This window comes from Chitinophaga sp. ARDCPP14, assembly GCF_051362515.1.
In the GTDB taxonomy this organism is placed as follows: domain Bacteria; phylum Bacteroidota; class Bacteroidia; order Chitinophagales; family Chitinophagaceae; genus Chitinophaga.
In genome coordinates, this window is sequence record NZ_JBKIXB010000010.1 from 140826 (window position 1) to 152818 (window position 11993).

At 47.6% G+C, this 11993-nt stretch carries 7 protein-coding genes; 3 read left to right on the forward strand and 4 right to left on the reverse strand.

The window, feature by feature from the left end; all coding sequences use genetic code 11:
* Positions 1-242 precede the first annotated feature (242 nt).
* From ACLHR0_RS24695 to ACLHR0_RS24710, 4 genes are all read right to left on the reverse strand, one after another.
* Positions 243-1703 carry a sulfatase family protein gene (locus tag ACLHR0_RS24695; RefSeq protein ID WP_436490208.1) on the reverse strand — a complete coding sequence of 487 codons (1461 nt, stop codon included), beginning with the start codon at positions 1701-1703 and terminating at the stop codon, positions 243-245.
* Between the two features lie 414 nt (positions 1704-2117).
* On the reverse strand, positions 2118-3461 hold the full coding sequence (locus tag ACLHR0_RS24700) for an alpha-L-fucosidase (protein WP_420990598.1): 1344 nt from the start codon (positions 3459-3461) through the stop codon (positions 2118-2120).
* Positions 3462-3495: 34 nt separating this feature from the next.
* Complete coding sequence (locus ACLHR0_RS24705) at positions 3496-5655, reverse strand: alpha-galactosidase (RefSeq protein WP_436490210.1); 2160 nt, start codon at positions 5653-5655, stop codon at positions 3496-3498.
* Positions 5656-5677: 22 nt separating this feature from the next.
* A complete protein-coding gene (locus ACLHR0_RS24710; protein WP_436490212.1) occupies positions 5678-7474 on the reverse strand; it encodes an alpha-L-fucosidase in 1797 nt (598 codons plus the stop codon).
* Positions 7475-8136: 662 nt separating this feature from the next.
* Here ACLHR0_RS24710 and ACLHR0_RS24715 point away from each other — a divergent pair.
* From ACLHR0_RS24715 to ACLHR0_RS24725, 3 genes are all read left to right on the forward strand, one after another.
* A complete protein-coding gene (locus ACLHR0_RS24715; protein ID WP_370912572.1) occupies positions 8137-8709 on the forward strand; it encodes a TetR/AcrR family transcriptional regulator in 573 nt (190 codons plus the stop codon).
* A gap of 40 nt (positions 8710-8749) precedes the next feature.
* Positions 8750-9190, forward strand: a complete 441-nt coding sequence (locus tag ACLHR0_RS24720) for a universal stress protein (RefSeq protein ID WP_370912573.1) — start codon at positions 8750-8752, stop codon at positions 9188-9190.
* Positions 9191-9382: 192 nt separating this feature from the next.
* On the forward strand, positions 9383-11962 hold the full coding sequence (locus ACLHR0_RS24725; protein ID WP_436490215.1) for a phosphatidylglycerol lysyltransferase domain-containing protein: 2580 nt from the start codon (positions 9383-9385) through the stop codon (positions 11960-11962).
* Positions 11963-11993 lie beyond the last annotated feature (31 nt).

The window sequence follows — 11993 nt, forward strand, 5'->3', positions numbered from 1 at the left end:
TCACACGGTTCCCATACCCGTCGCAAATTTGAAACAATTACATGCAGTAGTCAATCGGATACATATATGGTTTTTCAATAAATATTAATATACAATTCATTTTATATTAGCAATAAAATGAAAATATAACGTGGTATCTGACAGTTTATTAAAGGATTAACCTGGATACAATTACTTACTAATCAACTACTTAAAAGTCAGGACTTCTATCATTTAAAACAAATTATACTTTGGTATATATATTATGGTTGTACTTTTCCTGCGGGTCTCCGCTCAGTTCCCTTAGCCCCGGTAAGGTCGTCGCCAAGCGTCGACCGGTACTTTTCTGCTATCGCCTGCAGGGATTTCACCACCTCCGGAAACTGCTGTTGCACATCCAATGTTTCACCCGGGTCACACCGCATGTCATACAATGCCATAGGGACGTCTACTTCCGGCTGCGCACCGGGAAAACCATCATATCCCGGCAGGTTTAATTTATACGTTCTGCTTCTATGCGGGAGCATCAGTTTCCACGGCCCTTTCCTGATGGCCTCCAAACTATTCACCTGGTAATATACGGCCAGCTCATCCCGCGGGTTTGCTTCCGGCTCATTAAATAATAATGACTTCATATCCACTCCGTCAATTTTCCGGACTGGCAATGCAGCCCCGCATAAATTGGCCACTGTAGGAAGCAGATCAATGGTAGCAGCCATTTTGTTGCAAACAGTACCGGCAGGAATCTTCCCCGGCCAGCGCATGATACACGGTACCCTCGTGCCACCTTCCCAGGAAGTACCTTTACCTTCGCGCAGGCCACCGGTATTTCCGGCATGGTTACCATAAGATAACCAGGGACCATTATCGCTGGTAAAAATCACCAGGGTGTTATCAGACAAACCATTCTCCTCCAACGTTTTTAATACCTGGCCAACAGACCAATCTATTTCTGCTATCACATCTCCAAAAAGCCCATCCTTACTTTTTCCTTTATACTTCTCTGACACCGCAATAGGCACATGTGGCATACTGTGCGCCAGGTAAAGAAAAAATGGTTGCTGCCGGTTATTCTTTATAAAACGGCAGGCCCTTTCTGTATAAAGCGTAGTGAGTTGCGACTGATCTTCCAGTGTTTTAATATATCTGAGTGGCTTATTACCTTCTATCAGCGGCAGTGGCGGATACTTTCTCCGCGGATGCGTAGAGGTATCGGAATAAGGCTTTCCATCATAATGTACCGGCCACATATCATTGGAATAAGGCAGTCCGAGGTACTCATCAAAACCATGCTGTAAAGGCAACCATGGTTCCCTGCTTCCCAGGTGCCACTTACCTACCATCCCGGTGCGGTAACCCCGTGCTTTTAAAACAGATGCAATGGTTTGTTCGGCGGTGTCCAGCGCAATAGGCGATGCCGGCGACAAAGCGCCATTAATGCCTACCCTGTTAGGATAACAGCCGGTCAGCAATCCTGCCCTCGATGCAGAACAAACTGCCTGCGCTGCATAAAAATAAGTGAAACGCATGCCCTGAGCGGCCATACGGTTGATATTGGGAGTGTGCCAGGGAGTACCGGCAAAACATTCAAGGTCACCATAACCCATGTCATCCATGAAGATGATCACAATATTCGGCTTTTTTGCCACCGGCGGCAGTTCCCTAAAGCTGAATGATACAGCCGCCAATATGAATGTGCTCAGGCAAAAAAAAGCTCTTTTCATCCGGGACGTTTAACAATAAATAATGGTGAGTATAAAAATATACATCTTCCGCGGATTTCCTAGAAAAATTTGTCTTAGCGAGTTTTGTCTTGAGCGCTGATTACGCTGATTATAATGATTTAGGGGATTGACCTTTGGGATTTTATTATGATTAGGGGAGATAGAAGCGATTGATCTTTTGGATTTTTATAAGATTAGAGAATATATAAGCGATTTGTTATCATAAGATGTATTAAAGATTAAGGGAGATATAAGCGAATAGATCCGCCTATATCTCCCTTAATCATAACAAAAATAACAATAAAAATCTCAAAAGATCAATCGCTTCTATCTCCCCTAATCATAATAAAATCCCAAAGGTCAATCCCCTAAATCATTATAATCAGCGTAATCAGCGCTCAAGACAAAACTCGCTCATTGCAAAATCAGTTCTATCACCGGGATCTCCACGTCAGGTTTGCGCACCGGTAGTTCCAGGGCAAGGTCGCCTTTGTCGGTGCCACGCATTTTCACTTCGGAGCCATCGTTTAGTAGCTGCGCGTATTTTACTTTGCCTTTCATGCCCGGCAGTTCGAAACGCTGTAATGGGTAGTCGAGCAAATGCACATACAAACGTTTGGTGGTTGGATTGTAAGTCAGCAAACTGTTATCAGGGCGCTTGAACTCCGCTGGTGCTTCGGTGCAGCCGTAAATGGAACGGCCATTCACCTGCATCCACTCACCCATTCCTTTCAGCCTGTCCTGTGCGCGGGCATCAAAAGTACCGCGGGAGGTAGGTCCTACGTTTAGCAACAGGTTACCGCCCTTACTCACCGATTCAATCAGCAACACCAGTAACTGCTTGTTATCTTTCCAGGAAGTTTCATCACGGTAATATCCCCACGAACCGGAAAAAGTCTGGCAAGTTTCCCAATGAATGCGCTTGCCATTACGGGTAGGCCATTCGGATACTTTGTATTGCTCCGGTGTGGCAAAATCGCCGCCGTCTTCATATTCTCCAAGGTCCAGGCGGTCGTTGATGATAATGCCTGGTTGCAGCTTGCGGATCATTTTAATAAGATCCAGCGAATTCCAGTCGTTATGATCTTTTCCATGTTCACCCGGAAAAGAAAAGTCGGTCCAGAGGATGTCAATTTTACCGTAGTTGGTCATAAGTTCCTTTACCTGGTTCTTCAGGTAAGTACGGTATTTTTCCATATCGCGGCCCTTATTCAGCTGCTCATAATCCTTCGGATCGGAAGGACGCTGCGGGTGCACACGGTCGATGGTATAATCCGGATGATGCCAGTCGATCAGCGAATAATAAAACCCTACTTTTAATCCTTCTGCCCGGAAAGCGTCTACCCATTCCTTGATCAGATCCCTTTTAGCTGCCGTGTTAGGCGCTTTGTAATCGGTGTATTTAGAATCAAATAAACAGAAGCCTTCATGGTGCTTGGTGGTGATCACTGCATACTTCATACCTGCCGCTTTCGCCTGCCGCGCCCATTCGCGTGGATTGTAGAGGTCCGGGTTATAGAGGTCGAAATATTTCTGGTAGGCACTGTCGGTAATATGCTCGTTACTTTTTACCCATTCGTGCCGGGAAGGCATGGAATACAGTCCCCAGTGAATAAACATGCCGAAGCGGTCGTTCACCCACCAGGCCAGCCGTTGTTCTTTCTGTGCATCTGTTTCGTTGAATATTTTCTTTTCCTGTGCGTTAACTGCCGACAGGAATACCAGGAAAGTGAGAATACAAAGTGATAGTTTCTTCATAACTAATAAATTATACATTCGGTTTGATACAAGGTTACTCGGCTACCAGCCAGGTGTAGCCATTTGCGGGGATGGTTACTTTCACATGAGCGCGGTAACTACGGTCAAGGGTATACGTTTTTAGCGGTCCTTCTTTTTCCCGGATACGCACGCTTTGTTTGAGCCCGCTGTAATACAGCGGCAGCGCCACTTCACGGGTAATGGCCTGTTGTGTTGGATTGTACAGCATCGCCAGGGCCTTTTGCGGCAATTGGGCGCTTATATGCATAATCCCGTCCCAGTCGCGGCCATCAGCCCTGCGCAGGTGAATGATATCCGTATTGAGAATGTCGCGGTACTTTTTATACCAGTTGACCATGTTCTTTACCACTGCTTTGGTGCTATCGGTGTCGTATAAACGCGGACCACGGTAGCAGGCCTGTACTCCGGCGCCGTAATACTGTGCCATCAGCTGGTCGTAGGCGTCCAGGTGATCTTTCAGCGGTTCAAGGGTAGCAGCTGCACCGCCGCCCTGGTATTCGCTGAGCGGTACAAAGCCCCAGCTCATAGAAGGGGTTTTCTCCCAGGTGCCATCAAAAATATTCTGCCTGTTCAGGATCAGTTGTTCTGCGCGTGGCAGGGAAAAATTTACTTCGCGGTAGCCCAATGCTATTTTGTTGGTACCATCCAGGAAGTACCAATCGGGGGCATTTACATACACCCCTTTTTCGTTGAGCCAGTGATAAAGCCCTTTCTGTAACTGCATTTGCTTCCACTGGGAATCTTCCAGCCCGGTGTGGCCGGGATGCGTTGTGGAGGCGCAAACATCTCCGGGGTAAGGACCATCATTTTCAAAAATATCGAAGCCGGTAGCGCTGATAAAACTTTTAATCTTCTGCAGATAACTCAGACCCCATTTGCTGCCCATACAGGGAGCATTCCCAAAAAATGCACCGCCTGTTTTACCGGTTGCCGGGTTAATCACATCATCTTCCTCACTGATACGCCTGCTCGAAAACAGGGAGTAACCGCCCAGCAGCACCTTTTTACTATGTGCATAATCCGCCAGCGCTTTGAATTTAGCGATGTTGGCAGCGCCTGTATCTTCCATATTCAAACCACTGCCAAAGCTGAGGATCACGCCTTCATAGCCGGTTGCGGCGCATTGGTCAATGATCGCTTTTACTTTCACGGGGTCGGTACTTACCAGGTGCATGAAAATAGGATTTTCGGTGGTCCACGGTGCGATGGTGCGGTAAAATCTTCTCTTAGCCAATCCATTTCTTTCGCGGTCGTATCCGTCAAACAACAGTTCGTAGGTACGGATCGATTCAAAATGTTCACCGGCGGCTAAGGTGATGCCTACCGGCACACTTGGGTATACTTCCAGTACGCAGGGCGTTTGCAGGTCGTAGTTTACCTGGGAAGTGTAGGTGCTGTCGGCTTTCCAGTGGGTGGTCTGATCGCTGAGATTTGCCTTCATGGCATTATTGAAAGCGTAATTACTTTCGATATAAATTCCGTGCGGTACCTGCATTTTATTCACGCTGCCTACTACCGCAGATTCCTCTTCCGGCGTTGCCAGTATTTCATTCACTACCTGTTGCAGCTTTATGGGTTGTCCGCTCTTGTTGGTTATTTCCAGCCATTTCGAGAGGAGCGGGATCCCGTCAAAAATATCGTAGTGCACTTTAACGCTGATGCCTTTCAGTTCAGGCGCCTGCGCCTCATACGAGAAGGTAAGCTCTTTGCCGGAGGGCTGCTTTGGATTGCTGCACCAGCCTTTTGCCTGCCATTTTAAATAGGGAGAGATGGCGGTTACCTGGTGGCCACTGTAAATAAAATCTGTTGACCCGGCTTTCAGGTTATCCAGCCACGCAGGAAGCAGATATGCCTGTTGCTTTTGGCCCCGGGCGCCGCCAATCATATAGTCGTGCCCGTTAATAGTAAGCCTGGCTTCGGGCTTAATGGCACGCAGCAGCTGTTCACCGCTGACCAGGTTACGGTAATCGGTGCAGATTACGTTAGGGGCTATACGAAAACTCCGGCTCAGCAAACCATTGCTGAGTGTAATTTCCTTTTCCTTTTCCGTTACCGTGGCGATATACGACTGGTGGCTGATGAGCCAGTCGGGCGCAGGGGCTTTCACCTGTGCGATCGCTATACCGGAATAAAGACTGGTAACCAGTCCAAACAGGAGGTGTGTTCTTTTCATGTTCTTGTTCTCTGATAAATTATTATTTCACTGGCTGCAGGATCACTTTCCGCAACCAGCATAATTCATTTTTATTTCCGGAAACCGGTTTCACTGTCAGGTTTTGTTTGCCCGCCTTATCAATATGTATAATGCCAACTGCGTGTTGAATAAAGTTCATGGGTTTGTGGCTGTCGTAGCTGCCGGTTACCAGTGTGAGGAAGGGCAGTTGTTGCCCGCCAAGGGTTACCAGTCCCTGCTGCGAGGCGCTTCCCGGTTCGCAGGCGTAATCCAGTATAATTTTATAGTCGCCTGCGTCCTGTACTTCCAGTGGAAATACAATCGCGTCATCGGGAGTTACCATACCGGTGATACAGTTATCATGTTTCCAGTCGCCGAAGTAATGGGAATACGTAAAGAGTTTGCTTTTGGCAGCGCCGTTGAAAACGGCCCATACAGCGGGTATTTCCGCCTGCGCATATTCGCTGCTCACGGTTTGTGTGCGCAGCTGTGATAAATCTGTTTGCTGCCCGGTATACACCACTTCAATCACGGTACTTCGGGTATCCGGCAATGTTACCGGCAGCTGGATAACGGTTTCTTCCGGCAGCTGTTTCCACGCAAGCTGGTCTTTAGTACCCAGGATTTTTACCGATTTAATTTTTGCTGTGAGTCCGGGTACCCGTAACTGCCTGTTGGCTGGCATTTGCCAGATATGCAGGAATAACTTTCCTGGTTTACTGGTGGTTACGCCCCAGGGCTGTGCCGGGATCAGTCCCCAGATGGTGCCATAAATGCTTTCTCCATAGGTTTGCAGCCATTTACCGGTGGCTTTCAGGTATGCTATGGAATAGGCAGGCCATTGGCCATTGCCGTCGGGACCAACATTCAGCATCAGGTTTCCTCCTTTGGAGGCTACATTGCCCAGGAGCCGGATGATTTCCGTTGGTGATTTAAAGTTCAGGTCGTGCCGGATATAGCCCCAGGAGTCGTTGTGGGTATAAATAGATTCCCAGGCGCCCGGGATGGGAACCGGGGGTACTTCAGAATCGCCAAAATCGCGGTAGTCGCCAAGATCATGTCCTACGCGGCTGCTGAACAGGCAGCCTGGCTGCAATAGCCGGAGACTGTCGATCATCTGTTTGGTTTGTGCTGCGGTTAAGCCGCCGGGCATATCAAACCAAACGAGGCCAAGCGGACCGTAGTTGGTTAACAGTTCCTTCAGCTGCGGGATTGATTTGGTGTGGTAGTATTGCTGGTAATCTTTCTCTTTATTTTTAAAATCCCAGTTATTTCCGCCGCCGTTAGGTTCGTGCCAGTCGAGGAACTGGGAGTAATAAAATCCGAAGTGTATGCCTTTTGTGCGGCAGGCGTCGGAGAGCGCCTTCATCGGATCTTTTTTATAGGGAGAAGCGTCAACGATATCAAAGTCAGTTACTTTGGAATCGTACATGCTGAAGCCTTCGTGGTGTTTGGCGGTGATCACCATATACTTAATCCCCGACTGCCTGGCTGTTTCTGCCCATTCTTCTGCGTTAAACCCGGTGGGGTTGAATGTTTGTGCTACTTTGGCATATTCAGCAGCCGGGGCTTTTGCGCGGTTCATGATCCATTCGCCGCTGCCGTAGTAGCTGCTGTCGTTCCAGCGGCCACCGAGTTTAGAATAAAGTCCCCAGTGAATGAACAGCCCGAACTTAGCTTCGCTGAACCATTTCAGCCCGGGATGGAGCTTATTGGCTACGGCATCTTTGTTCCACATATCCGGCATGTCCTGGGCATTCCCTTTTAGCGAAGTGAGCAGGCACAGGAATAGTAATAACGTTGGAATCCGGTGGAACATATAGCTAAGTTTAGTAGTACAATCCGTAAAAAATATACATATCCTGCGGTATATGCAAATGCGTGGAAAATGGTATCAGGGAAAGGGAAAATGCTACAATCAGCGGAGGGAGGCGGGCGCTTCGCGTCATTAACCAACGGTTAACGATTATTCCGGATAGTAATATCTAATTTCGGGTTCGACAAGTTACAATCCACTAAGCAAATTGGTAACTTTCCAAATTCAGCAATCATCTTATTTAGCTTAATAGCAGGCTATAAATGTGTTATCAGCATCTGACGCAATGCCGCAGGTGCCATGTGAATGTTTTTTTTAAACCCTTGCTGTGGTCATCAGCAAGGGTTTCTTTTTTGCCCTTTCTCCCCGTTATTTCAATTCTTGTTTAGGTTTAATTAACGCTCTGCACACCCAGTCCGGCTAATATTGTTTTATCGTTATGTTCAGTCTGATAACTGAAATGCATACAACTAACAAATATCTCAGCAGTACCTGTTGGCCTTTTCAGGCCGACGGGGATTTTCCTGTGTTAAACAATCACCCACCGGTCTGACGATCAATGGGTTTTTGATTTAATCATCATCTAGCTACAGCGCCTCTGCGGTTTCCACTGCGGAGGCTTTTTTGATCTTGAAAATGAATATTTATTCGCTTATCTTTGTAATGTGAAACTGAAAGATGATAAAAAAGTAGCCCAGATTTTTCAATCGGCCCTCAAGCTGGTGGCCAAAAAGGGATTATCCGGCATTACCATGGGCGACATCTCCAGGGAGGCCGGCATTGCCACCGGCACCCTGTATGTTTACTTCAAAGGGAAAGATGAACTGATCAACGCCTTATTTGCTGCCTGCCGGGAAAACTCGGTACAGGTATCTTTTAAAGGCTATAACCCGCAGCTCCCCTTCAAACCAGGGTTCAAAAATATATGGTTGAATATCCTGCGCTATAAGCTGCAGCACTTTGAAGAAGTGATTTTCATGGAGCAATGCTATCACTCCCCTTTTATTACTGCCGGTACGCGAGAAAAAGCGCAACAGCTGTCGGCCCCCTTCTACGCATTGATGGAAAGAGGCCAGAAAGAACAACTTATCAAGCAAACAGATATTGGACTTTTGCTCACCTTTATGATGGGCGCTATGAATGAACTGGTAAAACAAACGCATTACAGCAGCATTACCCTTAACAGAAGCCGGATCAACAGTACGTTCGACCTATGTTGGGATGCCCTGAAAGCATAATGATAAATGAATAAATATTCACAAATTAATCCACCTGCATATGTCAGACATCATGATCGCAGTAGACCTGAGCAGCTTTTCAGAAAGCCTGATCAGGACCGGCCTTGAACTGGCCGATAAAATGAATGCTTCCGTTACCCTCTTTTCCGTGGTAGAAATAGGCATTGGCATCGGCCTGCCGGAAGGCGGCCCCGTGTTTACCGACGATATTCCGGCCCGTATCCGTGAAGTGGAGGAAAGACTGGAGGCTTACAAACAGCTTTACCCGGATAAGCAGAACATCAGCATTGTAGTAGGTACCGGCAACCCTAAAAATGAAACCCTGGTACAGGCACATGACAGCAATGCCACTATGCTGGTGGTAGGCACTCATGGCCGGACCGGCCTGGATCATATGCTGCTGGGCAGCAATGCGGAATATATAATCCGCCATTCCCGCATTCCCGTACTGGTAGTTCCCTATAACCTGGAGGAACACTAAAACAACACTCAACAATTCATACAACCGCAACTCCCGGCAAAACAGCCGGGAGTTGCTTTATATCCTGCAACAACCCCAACACCTGGCAGATTAAAATAGCCTTAAACTCCCCGTAGCCTAAAAGATTCGTTTAAAAGTTGGTATACCTTTGTGGTCATTGCGAACAACAGACCTAACGAAACCCACGAACCTTTGAAAAAGAAATTTTTTACTGCAGCGTTTTTACGTAAGCTCCACCTCAAAGAGCTACTGGCCGTGTTATTCATATTACTGGCTATTTATTTCTTCCGGTCACAGCGTCATGAATTATACTCCCTGATCCCTGCTATTGAAAAGGCCCAGAGAGGTTGGGTGGTGCTGGGAGTAGTAGTAACTATCGCCTATATTTTATTACAGGCAGGCATGTATGTATTCAGTTTCCGAGCGGTAGGCGCCAAACTGGATGCAGGCCGGAGTACCGAATTATTCCTGAAGCGCAATCTTCTATCCGTATTTCTCCCGGCAGGCGGTATCAGCTCACTGGCCTATCTGCCACAGAGCTTACGCCGCACCGGCTTGCATAAGCAACAAATCCACCAGGCCTCCGGCATCTATGGATTTGTAGGCATCCTGTCTGTTTTCCTGGTGGGTATTCCGGTTGTTGCTTATGCGATGTTTCATGCCGCCACCATGAAAGATGCTTTGTGGGGACTCATCGCCATTTGTGCGCTGCTGCTCGGCGTAGTATGGCTGGTACGTTCCATGCAATTGAAAGGCAAAGCCTACCAGTGGCTGGTGAAATATTTTCCGGGAGCAGCCCGGCAGGCAGATGAAATATTTACCTTTCAATTGTCGGTACCCTCTTTCATGAATACGGTACTCGCCTCGGCGCTGATAGAAATAGCGGGCATAGGGCATCTTTACCTGAGCATGCTGGCAGTGGGTGTTACCCCGTCGCTGGAAGCGGCCTGCGTAGGCTATATTGTAGCCACTATTTTCCTAATTATTTCCCCTTTTCTCCGCGGATTGGGCGCCATCGAACTATCGCTGGCTTATATCCTCAGCAATTATGGATTCAGTACACTGGAGGCACTGGAAATCACTTTATTATTCCGGCTGTTTGAGTTCTGGCTGCCGTTGGTTGCGGGCATGATCGCCTTTGCCCTGAAAGGCAGGGAATTGGTATTACGGCTACTCCCACCTATCCTGATCTTCCTGTTGGGTATGGTGAACATCTTTTCGGTGCTTACTCCTCCCCTGGCTAACCGTATTCATTTGCTGCGGGCTTATATTCCCGGAACGTCTATTCACGCTACTAACTTACTGGTGGTGTTCCTGGGCCTGGTGTTGCTGGTAACGGCCACCTTTTTGTTCCGGGGTCTGCGCAGCGCGTGGATTGTGGCGCTGGCAGTTTCCCTGTTGTCGGTATTTGGTCATATCGGAAAGGCGCTGGATTATGAAGAAGCTTCACTGGCGCTGGTTACTAGTGTGATATTACTTATCACTTCGCGGCAATACCGGGTAAAAAGTAATCCCCAGCTGGTAAATATCGGCGTGGTAACGGCATTGGCTACACTGTTTGTCGTCCTCATTTTTGGTACCGTTGGTTTTTATTTTTTAGATGTAAGACATTTCGGGATCGATTTCACCTGGCAGCAATCTATCCGCCATGCTTTCCATTGTTTTATGTTGCTGGAAGATGACGGACTGCAACCCGTTACCCGGTTCGGGAAAGAATTTATGTCGGCGATCCGTGTATTAGGCGTAAGTGCATGGGCCTTCCTGTTTTATACGATTATACGGCCTTACCTGCATGTTACCCAGCAAACGAATACCAGCCTGGAGAAAGCACGGTTTTACCTGAGCCAGTACGGCGACTCCCCGATGGATTATTTCAAAATAGGCCAGGACAAACTGTTGTTTATGTCTGAGCAATATGAAGGCTTTATCGCTTACCGGATAGCGGGCAGCTTTGCTATTGTACTGGAAGAACCGGTGTGCAGCGAAGATAATAAGCTGCTGGTTTTGGAAGAATTTGAACAACAATGCCGTAAGATGGGCCTCCGGCCTGCTTTCTACCGGGTGGATGAAGATAGTACCTACTATTTCAGTCATCTTAAAAAGAAAAAAATGCTGATAGGCCAGGAAGCGATTATGGATATCAGGGACTTCACGCTGAGCGGCAAAGACAAAAAATCACTGCGTAACGGTTTGAACAGCCTCGCCAATAAAGGTTATGTAACTACCTTCCATGCCGCGCCTCAAACGACTGCTATGCTGCAGGATTTAAAAGCGGTGAGCGATGAATGGCTTCACCAGTATGAAGTAAAGGAACTCACTTTTTCGCAGGGCTTATTTGATGAAGACGTGATCCGTAACCAGGATATCATTACCGTAACCGATGCAGAAGGGAAAGTAGCGGCGTTCCTCAATATTATTCCTGACTATGCCCCCGGGGAATGCACTTATGACCTGATCCGCAAACGTGCCGACGCGCCGGGCGGAGTGATGGATGCGCTGATCATTGCGTTGATCCAGGATGCGCAGCAAAAAGAGTTGCACTACCTGAACCTGGGAATGGTACCGATGTCCGGCATTATCCAACCGGAAAATACTGCGGAAAAAATGGTGAAGTATGCATACGAGAAGCTGCGGTTTTTCCGTCACTACCAGGGGTTGCGTGAGTTTAAAGAAAAATATGCCACCGAATGGACTAACAAATACCTGGTATATGGACATGATTTCGATTTGATACAATTACCTTCTGCCCTCAGTAAAGTAATGCAGCCCTGAGGCCGGCGAACAATAGCGGAACGGATTTTGT

Bases quoted from the DNA above. Each gene is read 5' to 3' on its own strand.
- ACLHR0_RS24700 (WP_420990598.1), bottom strand. From the start codon at position 3,461: ATGAAGAAACTATCACTTTGTATTCTCACTTTCCTGGTATTCCTGTCG.
- ACLHR0_RS24720 (WP_370912573.1), top strand. From the start codon at position 8,750: ATGTCAGACATCATGATCGCAGTAGACCTGAGCAGCTTTTCAGAAAGC.
- ACLHR0_RS24710 (WP_436490212.1), bottom strand. From the start codon at position 7,474: ATGTTCCACCGGATTCCAACGTTATTACTATTCCTGTGCCTGCTCACT.
- ACLHR0_RS24695 (WP_436490208.1), bottom strand. From the start codon at position 1,703: ATGAAAAGAGCTTTTTTTTGCCTGAGCACATTCATATTGGCGGCTGTA.
- ACLHR0_RS24705 (WP_436490210.1), bottom strand. From the start codon at position 5,655: ATGAAAAGAACACACCTCCTGTTTGGACTGGTTACCAGTCTTTATTCC.